This window comes from Botryobacter ruber (assembly GCF_003347595.2).
Taxonomy (GTDB): Bacteria; Bacteroidota; Bacteroidia; order Cytophagales; family Hymenobacteraceae; genus Pontibacter; species Pontibacter ruber_A.
On sequence record NZ_QCZK02000008.1, the window covers coordinates 15,537 to 37,598 of the forward strand.

Here is a 22,062-nt window from a genome sequence, read left to right on the forward strand (position 1 = left end):
GATAAATAGCTTAATTAAGGTAAACTTGTCAGTTCCTGTCTTTCAGTGTCTGCACTATATGGTTTTTTGGAAGCAGCATCAGCCAGTTCTTTCTCATCACGGAAGAAAATGATGAACAGCAGGGCAACCACAGCCGCAATTCCCGCAGGCACCAACCACACGCTTTGCCAGAAGTTCTCCGTTTCTGCTCCCCTGTAGTACTCACTAATAAAGCCTGCCACCCAGAAACCGATCAGCATACCCACACCATACGTTGCCAAAGTAACAAGCCCCTGTGCCGAGCTTTTGTACTTTTCACCGGCTCTTGCATCGGTATAAATCTGGCCGGACACAAAGAAAAAATCATAACAAATGCCATGCAGCGCTATACCAATGAGCAGCATAAAGGCAAGCTCATCGGCATTGCCATACGCAAAGAGCACGTATCGCAAGGCCCAGGCAGCCATACCTACCAGTATGGTTATCTTAAAGCCAAACCGCGAAAAGAACACAGGCAGCAGCAACAGGAACAATACTTCCGAAATCTGCCCGATCGTCATCTTACCAGTCGGGTTACCCAGGCCGATGCTCGTCAGGAACGGGTTGGCATTCTGGTAGTAGAAAGCCAGCGGAATACAGATAAGGATAGAGGACAGGAAAAAGACCAGGAAGTTCTTATTCTTTAAAAGCTTAATCGCATCCAAGCCTAGAATTTCCGAAATGGAGCTGCTTTTTTCCTGCTGTAAAACAGGAGGTGTTTTCGGGAGCAGGAAACTGAAAATACCCAGGACAAGTGAAGCGACACCCGCCATCATGAACGTATTCCGTAGCAAACCTTCCCCTATGCCTGCAGCAGAATCCCAGTGAAAAATGTAGCTGATCGATAAGCCCGCCGCAATCCAGCCGATGGTGCCCCACACCCGGATCACCGAGAACTCTTTTTCCGGGTTCTTCATTTGCCGGAACGAAACAGAGTTTACCAACGCCAGGGTTGGCATGTAGGCAATCATATAGGCTAACACATACGGATAGAAATCCCCGATAGCAGCAGCGTTGTACATCTGGTACATCAGGATGGCTCCTGCCAGGTGCAACAGGCCCAGTATTCTTTCGGCGTTGAAGTATTTATCTGCAATCAGCCCAATGATAAAGGGCGCAATGATGGCCCCAAACGATTGCGTGGAGAAGACGCTTGCTGTTTCGAGTTCGGTTGCTTTCAGGTTATTGCCCAGGAAAGTACCTAACGTTACAAACCAGGCGCCCCAGATAAAAAACTCCAGGAACATCATGGCCGATAATTTGATGCGGGTTGCAGATGTCATGCTGTGGTTGAGGTTAAGTGCGGGGCTCGTTCAATCTTTTTATCCTGATGTTCCGGTACCAGACATTATCGCCGTGGTCCTGCAACGCGATTTTTCCGGATTTAAAGGTACCCCAGCCAGTCATGCCGGCAAACTTGCTGCCCGCCACCAGTTTTTTCCAGTTATCGTCCCAGAGGGTCGTCGACACTACTTTTTCCCCGTTCTGGTAAAACTCCAGATTGCCGTTGTCGCTGATAATTTCCACCTGGTTCCACTCGCCTGCGGGCTTCACGGTTTCCGGGCTGCTGGCAATCAGGTCGTAGAGGTCGCCGGCGCGGTGCTTTTGAATTTTGGCATCGGGGTGCCCGTTGTTGTCCAGCACCTGCATCTCCAGGCCGGTATTCCAGGTACGTTGATACTTTCCGGGGTCGTCCTGCACATAAAACACAATGCCGCTGTTGCCGTTGCTGGCTATCTTCCACTCCAGTTTCAGGTGAAAATCCTCAAACGTCTGATCGGTCAGGATATCGCCGCCTTCGCTGGTCTGCCAGTCTTTTTTGCTGGAAGCGTCGAGGTGCAGGGTTCCATCCTCTGCTTTCCAGGCTTTTCCGGTTGCTGTTTTGCCGTAGCTGTGCCAGCCGTTGGTGGTTTTGCCATCGAAGAGCGATAGCCACTCCCCTTCCTGCGCCTCTACCGCAGCCGCGGTAGCCTCGCTTCCGGTGGTTCCGGTGTTGGTATTTTCAGACTGTGGTGTTCCGCACTCCACGAGTGCTGCAAGTGCCATTACGGCTATAAAATTCTGCTGCATGGGCGCTACTTCCTGAGAGATAAAATATAACGGGCCATTTCTTTGGCATCTGCTTCTTTTATATCCGGGTGCGGTGACATGGGAACCTGCCCCCAGACGCCGCTGCCACCTTTGATAATTTTTTCGGCCAGGTAGTCCACGTTCTTATCGTTTAAATCATACTTCTGTGCCACATCCACATAAGCCGGCCCAACAACTTTCTGTTTTTCCTGGTGGCAGGCGAGGCAGTCGGAGGACGAGATGAGTTTAATTCCTTTTTCGTAGTTACCGGCAACGGCTTCGCTGGTCGCTGGTTCTGCCTGTGCGGGCGGTGTAGTTGCCGTAGCAGTTTCGGTAGTGTCTTTGTCGCCGCTGTAGTATTTATCGTATTCCGAGCCACCGTTCCCGCCGCAGGCTGCTAACAGGGCAAGGCAGCTTAACAATAATAAATTTTTTTTCATTTTATTTACTTTGATGTCTTTATGATTATGATAATCCCAGTATACGTTTGTTCTTTGCCTCATCCATACCCGCTGAAGCGAAGTCGTCGAAGGCTTTTTCTGTTACCCGGATGATATGGTCTTTAATAAAAGGCGCTCCTTCGGCTGCGCCCTGCTCCGGGTGCTTGAGCGCACACTCCCACTCCAGCACCGCCCAGCCTTTAAAATCGTACTGCGTGAGCTTGCTGAACACGGCTTTAAAGTCCACCTGTCCGTCGCCTAGCGAGCGGAAGCGGCCTGCCCGGTTTACCCAGCTCTGGTAGCCGCCGTACACGCCCTGCTTGCCGGTGGGGTTAAGCTCGGCATCTTTAACATGGAACATGCGGATGCGCTCGTGGTAGTGGTCGATGTAGGCCAGGTAGTCCAGTGCCTGCAGCACGAAATGCGAGGGGTCGTAAAGCAGGCAGGCCCGCGGGTGCTGGTTCACCTGCTCCAGGAACATTTCGTAGCTGATGCCGTCGTGCAAATCCTCGCCCGGGTGTATTTCGTAGCACAGGTCCACACCCCGCTCCTCAAACTCATTTAGGATGGGCAGCCAGCGGTCGGCCAGCTCCTGGAAGCCTGTCTCTACCAGTCCGGCAGGGCGCTGCGGCCAGGGGTACACCATGGGCCAGAGCAGTGCTCCGCTGAAGGTGGCACAGGCATTCAGCCCCAGGTTCTGCGAAGCCTGCGCCGCATACTTCAGCTGCTGCACAGCCCACTCGGTTCTGGCTTTGGGGTTATTCCGGTACTGTTCAGGCGCAAAGCCATCGAACAAGGTATCGTAGGCCGGGTGCACTGCTACCAGCTGCCCCTGCAAATGGGTAGAGAGCTCGGTTATCTGCAGGCCTGCCTCATTTACTATTCCCTTTACCTCGTCGGCGTAGGTTTTACTTTCGGCGGCTTTCTGCAGGTCGATGAAGCGGGGGTCGTTGGTGGGCAGTTGCACGCCTTCATAGCCATGGCCTTTGGCCCAGCGGCAGATGGCTTCCAGGCTATTGAACGGTGCCTGGTCGCCGATGAACTGTGCCAGGAAAATCGCGGGTCCTTGTATTGTTGTCATAGGTTGTTATACTGTAAAGTCAATCCATTTTTGTTCAGATCTGCCAGAGGCAATCACCTGCTCGATAAAAGCCATTCCACGCACGCCTTCTTCTATGCCCGGATAATCCTGCCACTCCGGCTGGGGCTCTTTCCCTTCCAGATCCGCCTTTATACACAACGCGAAATTGCGGTACAGATTAGCAAACGCCTCCAGGTAGCCTTCGGGGTGGCCGGCCGGGGTGCGGGAGTTGTGCTGCGCATAGGAGCTCACGTAGCCGGTGCCGGTACGGTGAATTTCGGCCGGACGATCCAGCCACTTTACCAGCAGTGAATTTGCATCCTGCTGTTGCCATTCCACACCGCCGTGCTCGCCGTAGACTCTTATTTTGATGTTGTTTTCTTCGCCGGCTGCTACCTGGGTAGCCATCAGCACGCCGCTGGCGCCGTTGTTAAATTTAAGCAGCACCGCCCCGTCGTCATCCAGCCGGCGGCCTTCCACCACGATGTTGATGTCGGCACAAAGTTTTGTTACCTGCAGCCCGCTCACGTATTCGGCCAGGTTAAAAGCATGCGTTCCGATGTCGCCCATGGCGCCTGCAATGCCACTCTGGTCCGGATCGGTGCGCCACCCTGCTTGTTTATTGTCGCCGCCCTCTTCGAAGCGGCTCAGCCAGCCCTGCGGGTATTCCACGTACACTTTCCTGATCTTGCCCAGCTTGCCCGAGGCCACCAGCTGGCGGGCTTCTTTCACCATGGGGTAGCCGGTGTAGGTGTGGGTCAGGCAGAAGCGTTTGCCGGAAGCAGCAGCTATTTTGCGCAGTTCCAGCGCCTCCTCCAGCGAAAAGGTCATGGGCTTGTCGAGCACCACATGAAAGCCATTTCGCAGCGCCAGCCGTGCCGGCTCGAAATGCACATGGTTGGGCGTAACGATGCTGATCACCTGTACCCGCTCCTCTTCCGGCAGCAGCTGTTCTTTTCCGAATAATTCCTGGTAGGAGCTGTATACCCGCTCCGGCGAAAGCCCCAGCAGCATGCCGCTTGCTTTCGACTTTTCCGGATTACTGCTGAAGGCGCCGCAAACCAACTCATACGCTCCGTCGAGCTGTGCCGCTATGCGGTGAACAGCGCCAATAAAAGCGCCCTGTCCGCCGCCTATCATACCTAAGCGTAGTTTTTTTGTCATTTGTTTTTGTTGTCGTTTTGTTTCCTCCTGAAACGAATGCTGTAAAAAAGGCACTGTACCACCTACCACAGGTGCAGCACTTCCTAAGTAAGCAAAAGCAGCTGAAAAAAGCTAATCAGAAAAAGCTCACCTGGCGCAGGCTGGTCCGTTTTATACAAGCAAAATGAGTAAAACAGGGCGAGGATTCTCCGGTCCTGTTAAAGCTAATCATCCTTTGAAAACTGAACGCAGGCTTAGGTTGCCCAGGCCCTATCGCCTTTTTGATACGGAATGCAGCCTTCGTACCTGCCCGGCACCGGCACGTAACGCAAAGCCTGCGTGGCGCCCACTTCAGAAGTAAAGAAGCCAAATAAAGTCAGCTCTTTCATCATCCTGAAATAATGGTTCGGGGCATCAGGTGCTTTATCGCGCATGTATGTTTTCTGCTCCTCGTCCAGGGTAGTTAATAAAGCGGTGCGTTGCGGCGCCTCCAGGTCCAGGAACTTCGCACCAAATTTCTTTTTGGCCGCTTCATCCAGCTGGGTAATTCCCTTTTGAAAAATAGCCTGGTTTTCGGGGGTATAGCAGTCCTGCACCATCACAGCCATTAGCTCCCCAACCTTTGCTTCTTTTGCGCCCGGTGTGCTGGTGGCAGGAAGAATGGTTTCGGCTACTTCGTTCAGGAAAGCGACCTGGTCCTGGTCGAACAGCTCGTTTACCTTTGCCGGCTTGGAAGTGCAGGCCACCAATAAGTCCCCCCCGATCATGGCGCCTCCCAGTATCCAGCCAACAGCTGTTAATGCTTCTCTTCTGTTCATATTATTTCTTAACAGGAATAATTATTTATCTCCGGCTTTTCAGCCAAATCTTTAACTCTTTCTTACACGCTCAAAGACCAGCCTTTGCGGTATTCGCGCTTCACAAACTGATTTACCTCATCCACATTGGTAATGCGCATGTTCTCGTTATCCCAGAGCAACTTGATGTTGCGGGCAGGAAAATCAAACCCGTTACCGGAAGCCTTGGGTACCCGCACATCGTAACCACGTATGGCCAGGTTGGCCATAAGCAAAGCCTCCGTGAGCGGACCGGCAATTTCGAAAGGAGAGCTTACTTCTTTATTGCCATGCCCGGCAATACAAGCTTCTACCCACTGGTTGTAGTGCCCGCCCACACTGCCCGGTACGCGTGGCAATTTATATTTGTCTTTTACTTTAAACTCGTTGGTACGGGTAGTAGGAAGCAGCTGCGGGTCGCGGTTATAGGTACCTGCCATCATTTTGCCTTTAGTACCTACAAAGAGTACGCCGTTGCCGCCATCGCCAAACACTTCGTTGGCTCCTAACTCTTCCGGGCGCTCAGGCTGTATACCACCGTCCATCCAATGCAGCTTTACTGCACCTTTGGTTTTATTTGTTTTAGGAAAGGTAAGGGTAACGTGGCTCGAGGGAGGGCAGCTCTCCGGGAAGTAGCCGCGCTTGAATTCATCTATATACACGCTGCCGACACTGGCCTCCACCTCGCTGGCATAACTCAGGTTCAGGATACTGAAAGGTCCATCCATCAGGTGGCACCCCATATCGCCCAGAGCACCGGTACCGTATTCCCACCAGCCGCGCCAGTTAAACGGCACCAGTTTCTCAACATAGTCGGTATCTGGTGCTGTACCCAGCCAAAGGTTCCAGTCCAGCTCTTTGGGAACCGGCGCTGCAGTGGCAGGCCAGGCAATACCCTGTGGCCACACAGGCCTGTTGGTCCAGCAGTAGATGGTGTGCACATGTCCGATAGCACCAGAGTCGTGCCACTCCTGCAACTGACGGACACCGTCGCCTGAAGCCCCCTGGTTGCCCATCTGGGTAACCACTTTGTAGCGTTTGGCAGCGTCGGTCAGTACCCGGGCTTCGTAAATATCGTGTGTGAGCGGCTTCTGCACGTACACGTGCTTGCCCAACTGCATGGCAGCCAGCGTAATGATGGCGTGGTTATGATCCGGCGTGGAAACGGTAACGGCATCAAAGTTTTTAGCTTCCTTGTTGAAAAGCTCCCGCCAGTCTTTGTAGTACTTTGCCTGCGGCAACATTTCCCTGGAGGCAGCCGCTCGTCTGTCGTCTACATCGCAGAGGTAACCGATGGTGGCTTTTTCACTTTTAAAAACGCCTTTCACATCGGCTGCGCCCATCCCTCCTACACCTACACAGGCCACTACCAGTTTATCGCTTGGGGCTGTATACCCTTTGCCCAGCACATGGCGCGGCACAATAAAGAAACCTGCCGCAGCCAGCGCACCTACTTTCAGAAAGTCCCTCCTGGTTTTATTCGGAGTAAGAGGTTGTTTATCCCTTTCAGACATAATTCTTTAAGGCTGAATATATAAATTTGAGAAAAAACGGCTTTTATAAATTGAGTTTCTTCATTTCGCCCACGGCATGGTCTACAGCGCGTGCCGTAAGTGCCATATAGGTAAGCGAAGGATTCTGGCAGGCCGACGAGGTCATGCAGGCGCCATCGGTCACGTACACGTTTTTAGCATCCCACACCTGGTTATACTGGTTAAGCACCGACGTTTTCGGATCGCGGCCCATACGGGCTGTTCCCATTTCGTGTATGCCCATGCCCATGGCGTAGCCGTTGTCGTAGGATTTTACGTCTTTGATGCCGGCCATTTCCAGCATCTCTTTGGCATCTTCCATCATGTCGCGCCGCATCTTCTGCTCGTTTTCTTTTATTTCGCAGTCGATGGCCAGCACAGGCAGCCCCCACTTGTCTTTTTTCTCCTTATCGAGGGTTACTTTGTTTTCGTGGTAGGGGAGCGTTTCGCCGAAACCGAGCAGGCCCATGGTCCAGTCGCCGGGTTCGCAGAGGGCATCTTTAAAGTCGCCGCCGATGCTCAATTCGGCTATGTCGCGGTTCCAGCCCTGCCGGCCGGCGCCACCCTGGTAGCCAAAGCCACGGAGGTAGTCGCGCTTTTCGCCGTGGAGGTTCCGGAAGCGGGGGACGTAGATGCCGGTGGGGCGGCGGCCATAGAAGTATTTATCATCGTACCCTTCCGCTCTGCCCGAAGCACCTGCCCGGAAGTGGTGGTCCATGAGGTTGTGCCCCAGCACGCCGCTGCTGCTCCCCAGCCCGCCTTCCCACACATCGGTGGCCGAATTCAGGAGCACCCAGGTAGAGTTGAGGGCGGAGGCATTAAGAAAGACCACCTGCGCGTAATATTCGTAGGTCTGGTTGGTTTCGGCATCGAGCACCTCTACGCCTTTGGCCCGTTGCGTGTCTTTGTCGTAAAGAATGCGGGTAACGATGGAATAGGGGCGTAGCGTTAACTTTCCTGTAGCCATCGCTGCCGGAAGGGTGGCCGATTGGGTGCTGAAATAGCCGCCAAACGGGCAGCCCAGCCAGCACTTGTTGCGGTACTGGCAGTTGGTGCGGTTGTGGTGTGGCTGCGTAAGGTTAGCGGCACGCCCGATAATCATATGGCGGCTGCCTTTGTAATGCCCTTTGATACGTGCCGCCACATCTTTTTCCACACAGTTCATTTCCATAGCAGGCATAAACTCCCCGTCCGGCAGATGCGCGATACCCTCTTTGGAACCGCTGATGCCGGCAAACTTCTCTACATAACTATACCAGGGAGCAAGGTCTTTATAACGGATAGGCCAGTCTACGGCGATACCCTCCCGGGCATTGGCTTCAAAATCGAGGTCGCTGAGGCGGTAGCTCTGGCGCCCCCAGGTAAGCGAACGCCCCCCCACATGGTAGCCCCGGTACCAGTCGAAGCGTTTTACTTCGGTGTAAGGGCTTTCCTTTTCGTTCACCCAGAAATCCAGGTTGGTTTCGTTGAGGGGGTAGTCGCGCCTGAGCACAGGATAGTCTCCGATCATCTGCTGGGTGCGGCGGCCCCGGTGCTCAAATTCCCAGGGGTGCTTGTTCGCATTTACGTAGTCCTTCACATGCTCGATGTTACGGCCACGTTCCAGCATCAGGGTTTTCAGCCCTTTTTCGGTAAGCTCTTTTGCAGCCCATCCACCAGAGATACCCGAGCCAACAACTATCGCATCGTAAAAATTTTCAGCCATAAGGGTGATTTTGAATTTATTTTTAGCGGTTAATAATAGGCATTTGCAACAGGAAAACAAACAATAGTTAGTATTTTAACAGAAATATACACCTGTGTTACAGGAATTCTATTCCCTGTGCTGTACTTCCTGCCGTTGTTTTAAAGGGAAACCGGTAAAAGCTACCTCACCTGCAACGGCGGCACTGTTCAAAAAAAGCAGGCGCTGCTACTGCGGAGGGTCCAGGAAAGGGATGGCAGGTCCAGGTACTGGCGGAAAGGAGCAGTGGGTGTGGTGGCTGCTGCAGTGCAAGAATTCATGAACTGCAGCAGCCCTTGCGAATAGGGGCATTACATCAAATAGTAAAAAGTACTTTTCTAAAAAATGGCAGCGACTTGCTTCTATAAAAGAACGATCTCTTGCGAGGCTACTTCCTGTCTGTCATTTTTTCAACAGAATCTAATTCCGGTTTTCCACCACGGTTACCACATCCGGCTGCCAGGAAAACGGCGTTCTTATAGTAAATAGCTTGTGTACCATGCCTGCCTGTATTCAGGGGTGGCAGTTTCCGCCAGGTTTTTTCTTTGATATTATAGGCCTCAACCTCGTTGTGTGCTGTAGTTTGGGCGGCACTTTCGCCTCCGATCAGAAGAAGGTCGTTTTTCAGAAAAATGCTGGATGCACCTGCTCGTTGGGTAGGAATGTTGTTTGCAGCAGGCAAGGTCGACCATCGCTTTTTCCTCGTATCATACACATCAACTTCGGGAATGGTCAGGGTAAACGTTTCGCCGGTTTTAGTGGAAGAGTTCCGGCCGCCGGCACAGTAAATAATGCCGTTTTTTATTGCTGCATGGAAATGATCGCGGGGCCTGGGAGCATCGGGCAGTTTGGACCATTCGCCCGTTTTAAAGTCGTAGGAATCCACCCAGGGTACATGCCCTTCCCAGTGCCCGTCTATTATGCCGCTCACCACAATAGCTTTATCACCAGCCACCACCACGCCGGCCGAACCCCTGCGCCGGTCTGCCGGTATGGTTGCCCCCCATTCCCAGGCATCTGCTCCAGGATTGTAAATCAAGATCCGTTCTAACGGTTTTTCACGCGGGTAAGCGCCTGTCATCGCACCGACGATATAAATTTTCCCTGCATAGGCCACCGCCTGAAAATGATGCACCTCTACGGGTGGCTCCTGCCCTTTGCTCCAGGATTTACGTTCCGGGTCAAAAATATCTACCGGTTTTATGCCGCGTCCTCCGAGTAAATATAGCTTACCTCCCACTTCCACGAAACTGTTTTCATGCCTGGCGCTTGGTGCCCCTTCGCAGGTAAGTGTTTCCCAGGTTGATTTGTTTTGCTGCGCCAGACAGGCTGCTGATGCCACAAAAACCAGCAGCAGTGCTAGCAGCTGCAGGAGGATGTTTCTTGATAATTGTATCATGAGAGATTGTTTCAGTTAAAAAATTCAGCAGATTCAGCCTCAAAACAGCTTCAAATTCTTTTCTGCAGCTGCCACCACTGCCTCTGCTACCGGACATTCTGAAAAAAGGATAGTAAAGGTACATTGCCTGAAGCTAAACTACTGACTTTTATTCAAAAAATCCTTTTCCACCTTCAGGTAACAGCCTTCCAATGCCGTCACATGAAGTTTAAAATATGCCCTGACAATCCCTATCCTGCCGATTGAGCTTCCTGCCGCTTACTTCACATACCGCAGCCGCTGCCCCTCTGAGTGGGCGTTAAACTCGGGTGCGTACATGCACTGCACGCTGCTGATGCCCGTGGAGAATTCGCCGGCGTGCGCCACCCGCAACCGGTATTCGAACACAAAATTGCCTTTCGGCAGTCCGCTCAGGAAAAAGTTGGTGGCTACGTCTTTGGTGGTCTGGTAGTAGTAGAGCCCGTCCTGGTACTTGTATTCCGAAAGCACGTCGAGCGGCTCGGTGCCTGCCGGGCGCTTGTCCTTGAGGTGCACGTACTCGAAGTCGCGGTCGGCAGCCAGGTAGACGACCACCTTCAGCACATCACCTACTTTTGGCAAGTGCGTGGCATCAACTTCCGTCAGGATTTTTCCGGCTTCGGTCTGGGTTTCGATGAAGTACTGGCGCTGCAGTTTGATGTTGGTGTCGGAGGAGGTGATGTTGTCGAGCTGCTCCAGGTACTGCCAGTGCAGCGCCCCCCAGCTCACGGTGCTGCTGTTGCTCTTTACTTCCACCTTGCCCATGGCTGGCGCTATTTCGTCTTCTGCCCAGCTGGTTTTGATGTAACCGGTACCTGCCTCTGCTGCCAGTCCCGGTTTCAGGGATGCCAAAGGCTGATTGGCCAGGCGGATGGCAGGAGTGGCTGTGGTGGCAGGTGCTAACCAGTTTTCGCCTTGCAGGAGCAGGGCGTAGCAGGCGGCCACGGTGGCTTTGGTGGTGCGCCAGTTGTTGGTACGCTTGTTTTGCAGCAGCCAGATTTTCATTTCTTCCACTTCCGCCTGTGCTGCTTTGGCTTCTGTAAACAACTCCACCAGGAGCACCTGCGTTTCCACGGGGGCCTGGTACCAGAAGTAGCCGCCTTTGTTCTGATGCCAGTACATGCCCAGTTCGTCGGAACGGGTGGCGGTTTCTAAAAGAGACGCGATGATTTGTCTGGCTACCTGCGCCTGCCCGAAGCGGTGCATGGTGAGCGCTATCATTCCCTGTTCGTGGATGCTGCGGAATTTCCATTCGGTGGCGGCGAGTTCTTGATATTCTTTCCAGAGCGCCTGCATGTGGGCCGACAGCGGTGTGGCGGTGTAGTAGCTGCGGGCATACCAGGCATGCAGCTGCAGGGCGTTCAGGTGGTAGCTTTTGTTTTGCTTTTGCCGCTTTGCCTCTTCCTGCAGTTGGTGCTCCAGGTAGTTCCAGCCTTTCCGGGTAATTTTTTCGAGGACCGGTTCTTTGCCGTCGATAACCTGCAGGTGCAGGAGCTGCCCGATACCGGCCAGGATGTGCTGTGTGATAAAGCGGTCCGGGTAGTTGCCCCGGAACCAGGGGAAGCTGCCGTCCACCAGCTGCATGTCCGCCAGCTTTTGCAGGTTTGCCTGTTCTTCGGCTTTCAGTTTGTGCAGGTCGAAGAGCAGGGCGATGCGCTTTTTCTGCTCCTGCTCGCTCACGGCATCGCGGAGCCAGGGCGTTTCCTCCAGCAGCACGGCCTTCAGCTCCGGGTTCTTCTCCAGGTTCGAAAGGAGCGCCCCGCTCCCCGCCTCCTGCCATTTGGCAAACACCTCCTGAATAACCGGCTGCTTCTGCACAATAGTACCCGCCAGGCGGTTGGCAAAGTAACGGCTGAACACCTGCTCCGAGCATTCGTAGGGGAACTCCATCAGGTACGGCAGCGCCTGCACCGCGTACCAAACCGGGTGGGGCGTGTATTCCAGCGTGAGTGCCTTGTGCCGCAAGGTGGCGCTGCTGCCGGAGCTTAATAATTTATCAAAGGAAAAAACTTTTTGCTGGCCAGGCCGCACCAGCAGTGGCAGCGATTCGGTTACGAGCATGGCGTTAGGCAAAACGGGCAGCGTATTTTCTTCTCCATCGCTGAAGCGGCTTGTTTCGGCGGTGATGCGGTAGGTGATAGCCTCCAGCCCGGCCGGAATGGCGATGGTGAACGCAACAGCTTGGTTTGTTTCCGGGGCTAAGGTAAAGGGTTGCTGCGCCTCCGATGGTACCGTCAGCAGTTGAACAGGCTGCCTGTTCAACGCATTGAACAGCTCCAGCTGCACCTTACCCCGCTGCTCTTTGCCGGTAAGGTTGGCAAGGCGGGCGGTCACGCGAATGGTGTCGCCTTCCCGGAAAAAGCGGGGCATGTGGGCGCTGACCATCAGTTCCTTCTGCGTAACCACTTCCTGCTCCAGGTATCCCAGCTTCAACTGTTGCGTGTGCGCCAGCCCTTTGAATTTCCAGCGGGTTAAGGCATCGGGCACCGTGAACTCCAGCAGGATATCGCCATTTTTGTTTGTGCGGAGGTGCGGGTAGAAAAAGGCTGTCTCCTGGAAATTGCGTCTTACAGGCTGGGCGGCAGGAGCTGCGTTAGCACTTTCCTCCTCGGTATCCATGCCAGCTACGCTACCTAGCATGGCTTCTGCTACTGGAGGGGCCGCGGCTTCCTGTAGCTCGACTCCACCAACGGCTTCCACTGCTCCTGTCTCTGCGTCCCTTTTTTGTACTGCATAACCGACGACCACCACTTCCTCCAGCGCCTTTGTATCACGTGCCAGCTTCACGACCAGGTCGCCTGCTTTCTGTATCTTTACCTCCTTCGGCAGGTAGCCGATAAACTGAAACATCAGCACGCCTCCGGCAGGAACTTTAAAGCGGAACGCACCCCGGGAGTTGCTATGGGTGCTGATGGTGGTGCCTTTGAGCTGGATGGTTACACCCGGCAATGCCTCGCCGTCAGGTCCTACTACACGGCCTTTCACACCGAGGCCTTCTTTTATTTTTTCGGCATTTCGTTGATACTCCTCCTCCAGCCGCTTGTCGTTTTCGGCGCTTCGTTGGCGCGCCTCTACCTGCCGCAGGTACTGCTGGTACAGGTAGTTGTAGCCGCCGTAGTAGTTGTAACCGAAGAGGTTGAGGTGCTCGTAATCGCGACTGGCATGGCCAAAGGAATACTGCCGGTACTGCAGTGCCCGCAACTGGCTGCCCTGTACAAACTGGCCGGTGTTCCAGCTAAAGTATTCCGGAACATAGTGGTACCCGGTGCCAAAGCTTCCGGGCCAGTAGCGGTCGGGCACAAATTTATCGAGCGAGGCATCGTAGAGCGTGGCCACCAGTTCGGCTGCTTCTTTTTTGCCTGCTGCATCCCGGATGCGTATTTTCCATTCTTCCCGCTGGCCCGGCTGCAGCACATCGCGGAAGGTAGTGAACTTCACGTCCAGCTTTTCCTGCTCCTCCTGCACATACACCTGCTGGTAGCTCCGGTAGCTTCTGTTGTCCTGCACCAGCAGAAACTGCACCCGCTGCGCCTTATCGCCTGCACGCAACGGTACTGTTTTCCGCACCTGGTACTCCCCTGTCCGCACCCACGTCGCGCTTACTTTCGTTGCCCCTTCATACACCTCCATCAGCACATGGCCGGGGGTGCCGGTGCCAACCAGGAATACGGCCTCTTCGCCTGCCTTGCCCGTTGTTTTTACCGGCATCACCCATTCCTCCATCCGGACAGGTTTGTTTTGCTGTGGGTTAATGTATGTAAAGAATTGGGTGTGGGAGGTGCTGTCGCCGTGCTCGTTAAAGCCGTACAGCTGCACCAGGTACACGCCCGCCGCCTGGTCGTCGGGCAGCTCCAGCAACAGCTCGGTTGGTTTTTCGGAAGTGGTTTGTACCGTCTGTTCGAGCACTTTTTCCTGCCGGGGCCACTGCTGCCACGCCGCTGCGCCCGGGTAGCCATAGGCCGGGAAGCTGCTGCGATAGGTTTCCTTGCTGAGCAAAGGTTTGTCGGGCGCCTGCCAGAGCCGGTGCTTGTGTACCTGCTCCGGTTGCTGCAGGGCATACACGCCTACCTGTATTTTTCCGGGCTGCAGCTGCCCGTTTAAATTTGACAGGCTGACGGTGCCTTTCAGTTTTTCCTGCGCCAGCAGCTTGTCAGGCAGCCGGGCCATCAGCAGCAGGGGTTTGTTCCCGGCTTTTATCTCCAGCGTATTTTGCTGTGTTTCGCCGCTGGCATCGGTCGCGCTGACCTCCAGTTTATACACGAACACCTGTCCCTCCTGTGGCGCCACATCATCCACGGAAGCTTTAAACTTCACTTCGAACGAGCCATCGGATTTGGTAATCAGGGTGCCGGTCTGAATCATAACAGGTTCCTGCCTTGGAAAGATGCGGTAGTCGTACTGCCAGTACTGCCAGGGCTGGTACGGATGGCGGGTAACGGTGTAGCTTAGCTGCGCCTGCGACAGCCCGTAACCGGCAAATGCCTGCACCTGCCCGTGTACCCGTACCGAATCGTTCAGCTTCGGCTTGTCTTTGTAAGGCGCAAACGTAAGCTCGAAAGTCGGGCGCTTGTATTCCTCCACCCGTACCGCCAGCTGCCCGTCCGGGGTTTCCAGCCGTACCACGCCCGGCAGCACAGACGAAGGCAGCACAAAGGTGCCGCTGAAGGTGCCGAATTCGTTTGTTTTGAGCGCCAGTTCGCCAAGGGTTTCGTCGTTGCCATCGAGCAGCTCGACGTCTACTTCTTGCCCCACCACCAGGCTGCTTTTGTTCTGAAGCGTTTTCAGCTGCATTCCTTTAAAGTAGATGGTCTGGCCCGGGCGGTAAATCTGCCGGTCGGTGAACAGGATGGTTTTTTCCTCCGCTTCGTCCTGCGGCACCCTGTCCAGCGTCGGGCCCCAGAAGTGGTTGTTGTCTTCTGTAAACGTTTCGGTGCCGGAAGTCAGCGTTATCCGCACGTTGTAAATTTGCTTTCTTTTGCTGAAGACGACTTTCCCGTCCCGGTCAGAGGCTGTGGTGGCGAGTGCAGTATAGGTTTGGTCTGCCTTACTGGCTTCGTACCGGGCAATGTAACTGACTTTTACCTGCACCCCTGCCAGCGGCTCCCCCGTATCGCGGTGCAGCACCCGCAGCTCTACCTGCCCATCCGGATTAACCCTGGACACATAGGAAAGCGGCGTTACCCGGAAAGTGCCCAACTGGTAAAGAGCCGTGTCTGTGGTGTTCGGCTCCTGCAGCAGCAGGGCGTAAAAGCCGCTTTGCAGCGGTTCCAGCAGCAGCTCGGTGCGGTGCCGGCGGTAATCTTCGGTACCGGTCAGGTGGTGGCGGTGCTCCTGCACGGGAGGCTGCCGGTTTAGTAGAGCCAATATGTCGCCCGAAGGAGGGCCGGTTCTGCCGGTGCGGGAGTCGGTAAGGCGCTTTTGCAGCAGCTCCTGCAACTGCCCCAGTTGCGCCTCCGTGATTTTAAAAAGTTTTGCGCTTACTTCGGTTACGTTGCGGTACTCCAGTGAAACCAAAACCGCTTTTCCGGGTGCCACCACATCCTCCAGCTCCCCCTCCAGCTGCTGCTGGGTAATTTCCTGGATGGATTTGGCTGCATTTTGCCCGCCCAGGCTATTTGGATGGCGCTCCTGTGCTTCACGGAACCAGCGCATCGCCTGCGCCAGGCTGTCCTGTTGCTGGTAATGCTGCCCCAGGAGCACCAGCGCATCGGCACTGATGGGTTCAGTGGAAAAATCCGCCGCCAGTTGCTGCAGGCTTTGCTCGTAGCGGGCATCTTTGCCAGGAACCACAGCGTGCCGGTGAACTGCCTGCAGCCGTTTGAGGTCCAGGTCGGCGAGTGCGGCCCGGTTCTGCGCCTGCAGGTGAAATTTTGTAGCCTGCTGCAACAGCTTCAGCCCCTGGTACAGCAGGGAAGTGGTGTCGGTTGTGGTGAGGGGCAGGTTGGCAAAGGTGCGGCTGTCGCTGTAGAGGGCGGGGTCGTTTAGGGTGTAGGGCTCCTTAGGCTTGAGCAGCGTAGCTTCACCTGCCAGGAAAAATTCGAGGGCACGGTGCAGCAGGAGGTCGTAGAGCGTGGGCCGCAGGTAACGGTTAGCCACATCGCCGGCTAACACGCCTTCCAGCACCCCTACCTGCGTAATTTGGAGTTGCTTTTCGTGCTGCAGCGCCAGCTGGTGTTGCTGCGCTACCTCCTGCAGCAGCGTGTGGAGGTCCCAGTTGGTGAAGTCGTCATCGGGAGTGGCCAGCCTGCTGCGCTCGTTGAAGCGGTAGCGGTTCTGCCTGTAGTAGTTCCAGTACATATCTGCGAGCAGCGACTGCAGCACCGGCTTCAGGGGAAAGGTGGCAGCGGCCACATCCGTTTTCAGCTGGTGGACAACTTTAACGATGGCGTCTTCTTCGAGGTACGAAATAAAGGTGATACGGTAAATGGTGGCCCTTACCTGCTGCGGCACATTCTTGCGCTGACGGGCCAGCTGGTCCAGCTTCTCTACCTCCGCCAGGGCCGACTTTGGCAAGCCCTGTCCTGCGAGTGAATCTATTTTTGCATGCAGCTGGTCGAACATCTTTTGCTGGGCCTTACCTGTTTGCACAAAAGTTACTAAAAAAAGCAGGAGCAGGAGTTTTATTTTAAGCTGTTGGCGTAGGAGCATCGGGTATAGGTTTGCTTGTAAAGATAAAAGTAAATAATCCGGGCTATTTCTTCTGTTTCATTTTCAATCAGTGGAGCAGGAGTAAGAAGCGCTATCCATATGATGCAGGAAAGCAGCATTTTGCATAAAGTGTGGCTGCAAATTATGAGAATCACGGATTTAAGGGATTAAAGGATGACACTGATTTACTTTTGCTATCAATCCGTGTAATCCCTTAAATCCGTGATTCTGACAAAAGGCCGGTCAGACTCCCTTTTATTTTGTCGCAATTTCCCTTCTTTTTTGGCATCATTTCTCCTCCCTTTCCTTGGATACTCCGGCAAAATTTGTAATATTAAAATTCTATAAACGAAACATTTAACTATGGAAAACACAGCAGAAAAAACAGCCATCACAGTAGAAACCACTGTCCAGGCACCAGTAGAAAAAGTATGGAAATCCTGGACCGAGCCCCAACACATCACGCAGTGGAACAACGCCTCCGACGACTGGCACACCCCACGGGCAGAGAACGATGTACGCGTGGGCGGCAAGTTTACGTCCAGGATGGAAGCCAGAGACGGCAGCATGGGCTTCGATTTTGAAGGCACTTATTCTGCTGTTGAAGAACACCGGCAGCTCGCTTACGCCATGCCGGACGGCCGAAAGGTGCAGATTACTTTTGCGCCCACGGCTGCAGGAACCCATGTAACCGAAACCTTCGATGCCGAGCAGACACATTCGCTGGAGATGCAGCAACAGGGCTGGCAGGCGATACTGGATAACTTCAAAAAGTATGTGGAAAATTCCGGTAAGCTGGAAAGAATGGACTTTGAGATTAGTATTCGGGCCGGCGTTGACAAAGTGTACCGCACCATGCTGGAAAAAGACACCTACACTGCCTGGACGGCCGCCTTTAACCCCGGCTCTTACTACGAAGGTTCCTGGGAGCAGGGGGCAAAAATTGTATTCCTGGGAACAAACGAAGACGGCACCACAGGGGGCATGGTCAGCCGCATAAAGGAGAATATCCCGAACAAGTTTGTCAGCATTGAACACCTGGGACTGGTACAAAACGGCAAAGAAATAACCAGCGGCCCGGAAGTGGAAGGCTGGGCAGGAGCGCTGGAGAATTACACCTTCACCGAATCCGGCGGCGAAACCCTCTTATCGGTGGATTTGGATGTGAACCAGGAGTTTAAAGCCTACTTTACAGAAACCTGGCCCAAAGCATTGCAAAAGCTAAAAGAACTCTGCGAAACAGCAGCCTAAGTTCTTCTAATTATTTCCTTCAAAAACCTTCTAAACAATCAGCTGTAACCATGGCATCCGTAAGCACTTACCTGAACTTTGTTAACCAGACCGAAGCGGCCTTTAATTTCTACAAATCTGTGTTCGGCACTGAATTTATCGGCAACATCGCACGCTTCAGCGACATCCCACCTTCCGACGATATGCCTCCCATACCGGAGGCCGACAAAAACCTGATTATGAATGTGGCACTGCCCATCCTGGGCGGGCACGTGCTCATGGGCACCGATGCGCCCGAATCGATGGGCTTTAAGCTAACGATGGGCAACAACGTGTACATCACCCTGCACCCCGACACCCGCACCGAAACCGACCGCTTGTTCCGGGCGCTTTCAGAAGGAGGCAAAGTGGAACAGGAACTACAGGACATGTTCTGGGGCGACTACTATGGCAGCTGCGAAGATAAATTCGGTGTGCACTGGATGTTTAACTGCGACGAAAAGAAATCATGATAAAACACGCTATTTACCCCTGCCTCTGGTTCGATGGCACGGCCAGAGAAGCGGCAGAGCTTTACCTGTCTGCCTTCCCCAACGGCAAGCTGACAAGCGATACGCCCCTGGTGGTTACGTTTGAGCTGGCTGGGCAGAAATTTATGGGCCTGAACGGCGGCCCCATGTTCACGCCTAATCCTTCCATTTCGTTTAATATACATTTCGAATCTTCAGGCGAACTGGAAAGCGCCTGGGAAAAGCTTTCGGCGGGAGGCCAGGTGCTGATGCCGCTGGATGCCTACCCGTGGAGCAAACAGTACGGCTGGGTGCAGGACAAATTTGGCATTAGCTGGCAACTGTCGCTCGCGAACCCGGAGCAGGATGGTGCGCCGTGCTCTACATCTCTTATGTTCACAGGTGCTCAGGCAGGTAAAGCCGAGGAGGCTATCCGGTTCTACACTGGCCTGTTCGAACCGGCTTACATCGGCGCTATTATGCGGTACGAGGCCGGGGAACCGGACGTGGAAGGCACTGTAAAGTATGCGCAGTTTACGCTGGGGCAGCAGGTATTCACGGCCATGGATAGCTCCTATGCGCATGCGTTTAACTTTAACGAGGGCATTTCGCTTGTCATCTCCTGCGACACGCAGGCAGAAATCGACTACTACTGGAGCAAACTGACCGAAGGCGGCCAGGAGAGTCAATGCGGCTGGCTCAAGGACCGGTATGGCGTATCCTGGCAGGTGGTGCCTGCTGTGTTAGGCCAGCTTATGAGCGACCCGGAAAAAGCTCCCCGCGTGACACAGGCTTTTATGCAGATGACGAAGCTCGATATGCAGCAACTGATCGAGGCATAGTAAAAGGCAGGCATCACCAGAAGCCCGGTGTGTGGAGCGACCAGGTGTTGCCTGCCCAAACTACCTGCGCTGCTTCAGCTCTACCACATACTGCGGCACTACCTGCACCGCTTTCAGTTCGGCTACTGCCCTGCCCTTCAGCGGCTCCCGTATTCCTTCTTCGAAATAAATCTGCCGCTCGTCGGTCAGTGGCACCACCTGCAGCAGGAGCTTATTGCCGGGCAGCAGGTTCCTGAACCGCCTTACGCCGATGGTCATGGGGAGGCCGGAGTAGAAATTGTCGGCTATCAGCTTGCCGTTGGCGTAGGCGGCTCCGGTGTCGCCCAGGTAGTCTACTTTGATGAAGGCGTCGTTCAGGCCTTTGAGGATATTGTTGGGTACCTGCAGTTCGTAATAGCGTGCACCTTCCACGGGCGCCAAATTGGTCTGGTACTGCGGACCGGGACTGGCGGGGGTGTTCACGGTGCTGTTGCGGTCGTCGGGGGGAAGCTGCTGGCCTTTGTTCAGGTACGGTGAGATGTCCTTTACCTCCTTCACCTTTACTTCGGGCTTATGGGCAGGTACTTTTAATTTGTAGGAGGCAAAGATGCCGTCGGTAGTGCTGTGTATTTTACCGCTGCTCGATTCCAGGCTTTTGATAGCCGGATACGCCTTCACCGTGATGTCGGGATTTGCCGTGCTTTGCACCCTGATGCCGTTGTTGCTGAACATTAAATCCTGGTTCGAAATAAAAAGACGTTCGGCGCCAAAAACTTCTGCTTTCCAGGCATCGAGCGCCTGCTGGTGCGTGAGCGTGAGGATGTTTACTTTTTTGCCATCCTTCAGCGTTACCGACACCAGGCAATTTGTACCGGGTTTCTCTGCCGCTACCTGCCAGGCATTTACCTTTTCGCTAACGCTGCCACCTTTTGCTTCGACCGCCCGAATGGCTGTTTTGTCCAGGTTGTAAGTAGCCGCCACGCCTTCAGGCGCAAAAAACACATACAGCGGTTCGGCAGCCGCTATGCGGCACAGGGGCTGCGCAGTGGCATATTGGAGGTTCAGCCCGTCCAGGTCCATGTTGAAGGGCAGCACCATCTGTACGCCGCTCTTCACCGTAATGGGCTGTTCAGGGAAGCGCAGCACACCTTCTTTCAGCTTCAGTTCCAGCTGCACGTTTTGGATGTCCGGCATCGTCAGTTGCCGCTGAAAATTGCTGATGAACACAAAGCCGCTCGTACCGTTGGTCCGCACTGCCATGCGCAGCAGATCGGTATTATTCGGCTTTTCAGGCATGTTATCCGGGAAAGCCGTTCCGTACTGCACCAGCCTGTCACCGAACTCGTTCAGGAAGGTATGGATGACCCTGTAGTCGTGGTAGGAAGGCCGCGTCTGCCCCCACTCCCCCAGCGGCGACAAAAAATCGTAGCTGATGATGGGGTAATCGTTCGGGTACTTGGTGGCTTTCGATTCCTGCAGGGTCGTGTTTTTGCCGATGGGGTTGGAGCCGCCGTGGAACATGTAGTAGCCCATCAGGTTAGCGCCTGAGCCCACTTTTACATAAGTAAGTGCCGTTACATCCGGGGCTTCGATGATGGGGCGGCGATGGTACGTAATCTGGTTCCCGCCTCCCATTTCGGCGGTAGCATAGGGGTAGCGGTAGCCTTTGAAATCGGTTTGCTGCTCGTGGCTGCCCAAAAGATCGCTGCCGATGGCGGGGTCGTTGCGCAGGGAACCAAAGAGGTAGTTCTGCGAGAGCGCCAGTTTGGTGGTTTTCTTATCCCAGGGCGCTTCGGGGTAGGCGCCCCACACCGGTATCAGCTCATCCTGCTTCTGGTTGGAGGCGGGCCAGCCGGTGGCACTGTAAAACGGCACATCGATGCCCGCTTCTACGGCCATTTTCTTCAGCGTAAGCATGTGCTCCAGCCCTGCCTGGCTGTTAAAGCGGAATTCGTTTTCCAGCTGTGCGCCTATCACCGGGCCACCGTCTTTAAAGTACAGGCCACTGAGCTGTCTGCCAATCTCGTTGTAGAACTTCTGCACCGACGCCAGGTAAGCCGGGTCGTTGCGACGGGTGTTGCCGCGCTGCACCACCCAGTCCGGAAAGCCGCCGTTCCGAACTTCGCCATGTGCCCACGGACCTATCCGGCTGAAGAAGAACACATCATGCTTCCGGCACAGCTCCAAGAAAGCTCGCAAATCGTTGTTCCCGCTCCAGTCGAACGTCCCTTCCTCCTCTTCGTGGTAAATCCAGAAAATATAGGAAGCAATAACGTCAATTCCTGCCGCTTTCATTTTCAGAATCGACTCCTCCCACTGCTCCCTAGGAACACGCGAAAAATGAATTTCGCCCATCACCGGGTACCAGGGCTTGCCGTTTTTGGTAAAGTACAGGCTGTTGGCATCCAGTGTTTCCCCTTTCGGATTCCTGTTCGTGCCCAACTTTAAGTGCCCGGAAATAACAGGTACCTCCGTCTGCCTCAGGTCGAAGGTGTAGGTCTGGGTTTGCGCAATTGCCGCCTGCCAGGCGAGGCAGAAGAGCAAAGTGAGCAACGGGTGTTTAAATATGTTCATGAGTGAGAAGAAGGTTAGGC

General features: G+C 54.3%; 14 protein-coding genes. 3 read left to right on the top strand and 11 right to left on the bottom strand.

Annotated elements, in window-relative coordinates:
* Positions 1-14 precede the first annotated feature (14 nt).
* The 10 genes from DCW36_RS01295 to DCW36_RS01340 form a co-directional block, all read right to left on the bottom strand.
* Positions 15-1,301 (bottom strand): nucleoside permease, encoded by a 1,287-nt coding sequence (locus tag DCW36_RS01295; protein ID WP_114783504.1) that lies wholly within the window; start codon positions 1,299-1,301, stop codon positions 15-17.
* A 13-nt stretch (positions 1,302-1,314) separates the two neighbouring features.
* The gene (locus tag DCW36_RS01300) at positions 1,315-2,088 is read right to left on the bottom strand and encodes a 3-keto-disaccharide hydrolase (RefSeq protein ID WP_114783506.1); all 774 of its coding nucleotides are present in this window, start codon (positions 2,086-2,088) and stop codon (positions 1,315-1,317) included.
* Positions 2,089-2,093: 5 nt separating this feature from the next.
* Complete coding sequence (locus DCW36_RS01305) at positions 2,094-2,528, bottom strand: c-type cytochrome (RefSeq protein WP_114783508.1); 435 nt, start codon at positions 2,526-2,528, stop codon at positions 2,094-2,096.
* A gap of 25 nt (positions 2,529-2,553) precedes the next feature.
* Positions 2,554-3,609 (bottom strand): sugar phosphate isomerase/epimerase family protein, encoded by a 1,056-nt coding sequence (locus DCW36_RS01310; protein WP_114783510.1) that lies wholly within the window; start codon positions 3,607-3,609, stop codon positions 2,554-2,556.
* 6 nt (positions 3,610-3,615) lie between these two features.
* Positions 3,616-4,773, bottom strand: coding sequence for a Gfo/Idh/MocA family protein (locus DCW36_RS01315; RefSeq protein WP_114783512.1), 1,158 nt, complete (start codon positions 4,771-4,773; stop codon positions 3,616-3,618).
* 233 nt (positions 4,774-5,006) lie between these two features.
* Positions 5,007-5,570: a gluconate 2-dehydrogenase subunit 3 family protein gene (locus DCW36_RS01320; RefSeq protein ID WP_114783514.1), complete on the bottom strand. Its 564-nt coding sequence runs from the start codon at positions 5,568-5,570 to the stop codon at positions 5,007-5,009.
* Positions 5,571-5,632: 62 nt separating this feature from the next.
* Complete coding sequence (locus DCW36_RS01325; RefSeq protein ID WP_114783516.1) at positions 5,633-7,102, bottom strand: Gfo/Idh/MocA family protein; 1,470 nt, start codon at positions 7,100-7,102, stop codon at positions 5,633-5,635.
* Positions 7,103-7,145: 43 nt separating this feature from the next.
* On the bottom strand, positions 7,146-8,825 hold the full coding sequence (locus tag DCW36_RS01330; protein ID WP_114783518.1) for a GMC oxidoreductase: 1,680 nt from the start codon (positions 8,823-8,825) through the stop codon (positions 7,146-7,148).
* 406 nt (positions 8,826-9,231) lie between these two features.
* Positions 9,232-10,242, bottom strand: coding sequence for a Kelch repeat-containing protein (locus tag DCW36_RS01335; RefSeq protein WP_114783520.1), 1,011 nt, complete (start codon positions 10,240-10,242; stop codon positions 9,232-9,234).
* Positions 10,243-10,500: 258 nt separating this feature from the next.
* Positions 10,501-16,848 (bottom strand): alpha-2-macroglobulin family protein, encoded by a 6,348-nt coding sequence (locus DCW36_RS01340; protein ID WP_164890996.1) that lies wholly within the window; start codon positions 16,846-16,848, stop codon positions 10,501-10,503.
* 423 nt (positions 16,849-17,271) lie between these two features.
* Here DCW36_RS01340 and DCW36_RS22980 point away from each other — a divergent pair, with 423 nt between their 5' ends.
* From DCW36_RS22980 to DCW36_RS01355, 3 genes are read left to right on the top strand one after another with little or no spacing between them, the layout of a single operon-like run.
* The gene (locus DCW36_RS22980) at positions 17,272-18,159 is read left to right on the top strand and encodes an SRPBCC family protein (RefSeq protein WP_114783525.1); all 888 of its coding nucleotides are present in this window, start codon (positions 17,272-17,274) and stop codon (positions 18,157-18,159) included.
* A 50-nt stretch (positions 18,160-18,209) separates the two neighbouring features.
* Positions 18,210-18,650 (top strand): VOC family protein, encoded by a 441-nt coding sequence (locus tag DCW36_RS01350; RefSeq protein WP_114783527.1) that lies wholly within the window; start codon positions 18,210-18,212, stop codon positions 18,648-18,650.
* A complete protein-coding gene (locus DCW36_RS01355; protein ID WP_205702853.1) occupies positions 18,647-19,489 on the top strand; it encodes a VOC family protein in 843 nt (280 codons plus the stop codon). Before DCW36_RS01350 ends, DCW36_RS01355 begins: the two co-directional genes overlap by 4 nt.
* Before the next feature lie 60 nt (positions 19,490-19,549).
* On the opposite strand, the gene DCW36_RS01360 is transcribed toward DCW36_RS01355, so the two are convergent.
* Positions 19,550-22,042: a beta-galactosidase gene (locus tag DCW36_RS01360; protein WP_114783529.1), complete on the bottom strand. Its 2,493-nt coding sequence runs from the start codon at positions 22,040-22,042 to the stop codon at positions 19,550-19,552.
* Positions 22,043-22,062 lie beyond the last annotated feature (20 nt).

What these genes read in the sequence shown, in the direction of transcription:
- DCW36_RS01350 (WP_114783527.1), top strand. Translation starts at nt 18,210, where the DNA reads ATGGCATCCGTAAGCACTTACCTGAACTTTGTTAACCAGACCGAAGCG.
- DCW36_RS01325 (WP_114783516.1), bottom strand. Translation starts at nt 7,102, where the DNA reads ATGTCTGAAAGGGATAAACAACCTCTTACTCCGAATAAAACCAGGAGG.
- DCW36_RS01310 (WP_114783510.1), bottom strand. Translation starts at nt 3,609, where the DNA reads ATGACAACAATACAAGGACCCGCGATTTTCCTGGCACAGTTCATCGGC.
- DCW36_RS01335 (WP_114783520.1), bottom strand. Translation starts at nt 10,242, where the DNA reads ATGATACAATTATCAAGAAACATCCTCCTGCAGCTGCTAGCACTGCTG.
- DCW36_RS01300 (WP_114783506.1), bottom strand. Translation starts at nt 2,088, where the DNA reads ATGCAGCAGAATTTTATAGCCGTAATGGCACTTGCAGCACTCGTGGAG.
- DCW36_RS01295 (WP_114783504.1), bottom strand. Translation starts at nt 1,301, where the DNA reads ATGACATCTGCAACCCGCATCAAATTATCGGCCATGATGTTCCTGGAG.
- DCW36_RS01330 (WP_114783518.1), bottom strand. Translation starts at nt 8,825, where the DNA reads ATGGCTGAAAATTTTTACGATGCGATAGTTGTTGGCTCGGGTATCTCT.
- DCW36_RS01355 (WP_205702853.1), top strand. Translation starts at nt 18,647, where the DNA reads ATGATAAAACACGCTATTTACCCCTGCCTCTGGTTCGATGGCACGGCC.
- DCW36_RS01315 (WP_114783512.1), bottom strand. Translation starts at nt 4,773, where the DNA reads ATGACAAAAAAACTACGCTTAGGTATGATAGGCGGCGGACAGGGCGCT.
- DCW36_RS01360 (WP_114783529.1), bottom strand. Translation starts at nt 22,042, where the DNA reads ATGAACATATTTAAACACCCGTTGCTCACTTTGCTCTTCTGCCTCGCC.
- DCW36_RS01320 (WP_114783514.1), bottom strand. Translation starts at nt 5,570, where the DNA reads ATGAACAGAAGAGAAGCATTAACAGCTGTTGGCTGGATACTGGGAGGC.
- DCW36_RS01305 (WP_114783508.1), bottom strand. Translation starts at nt 2,528, where the DNA reads ATGAAAAAAAATTTATTATTGTTAAGCTGCCTTGCCCTGTTAGCAGCC.
- DCW36_RS22980 (WP_114783525.1), top strand. Translation starts at nt 17,272, where the DNA reads ATGGAAAACACAGCAGAAAAAACAGCCATCACAGTAGAAACCACTGTC.